Here is a 510-nt window from a genome sequence, read left to right on the forward strand (position 1 = left end):
GCGGGGCCGGGTCGCCTCGACGCCGTCGCGGCGGTGGTGGTGGTCGCCGCGTGCGCTTTCGCCCTGGCTCTCTAGATCGGCCCCAGACGCAATTGAACACCGTTTCCGACATTCTGACCTGCGGGTCTTCTGTCCGAAACGGTGTTCAATTCAAGGTGAGGATCAGTCGACGGCGACCAGGGGGTAGACGCCGTTCTCGTCGTGCACCTCGGTGCCGACGACGGGCGGGTTGAAGACGCACAGCATGCGCATGCGGGTCCTGGTGGTCACGGTGTGCCGCTCGTTGCCGTCGAGCAGGTACATCGTGCCGGGCGCGAGCGGGTACTCGACGCCGGTCTCCCGGTCGAGCAACGTGCCCTCGCCCTCCACGAGCCACACGGCCTCCACGTGGTTGGCGTAGTGGAACTCGTTGACGGTGCCGGGCTCGATGACGGTCTCGTGGAACGAGAAGCCGACCTTGTCGCCGCCGAGGACGATGCGCTTGCTGCGCCAGTGGCCGGCGGCGACGTC

Annotated in this window: 1 protein-coding gene; it reads right to left on the bottom strand. The window is 67.5% G+C overall.

Annotated features, from left to right (window positions below; genetic code table 11):
• Nucleotides 1-162 precede the first annotated feature (162 nt).
• Nucleotides 163-510, bottom strand: a 348-nt coding sequence (locus tag FK268_RS23965) for an ectoine synthase (RefSeq protein ID WP_146437926.1), incomplete at its 5' end; no start/stop codon positions are given.

The organism is Tsukamurella sputi, assembly GCF_007858445.1.
GTDB classification, from domain to species: domain Bacteria; phylum Actinomycetota; class Actinomycetes; order Mycobacteriales; family Mycobacteriaceae; genus Tsukamurella; species Tsukamurella sputi.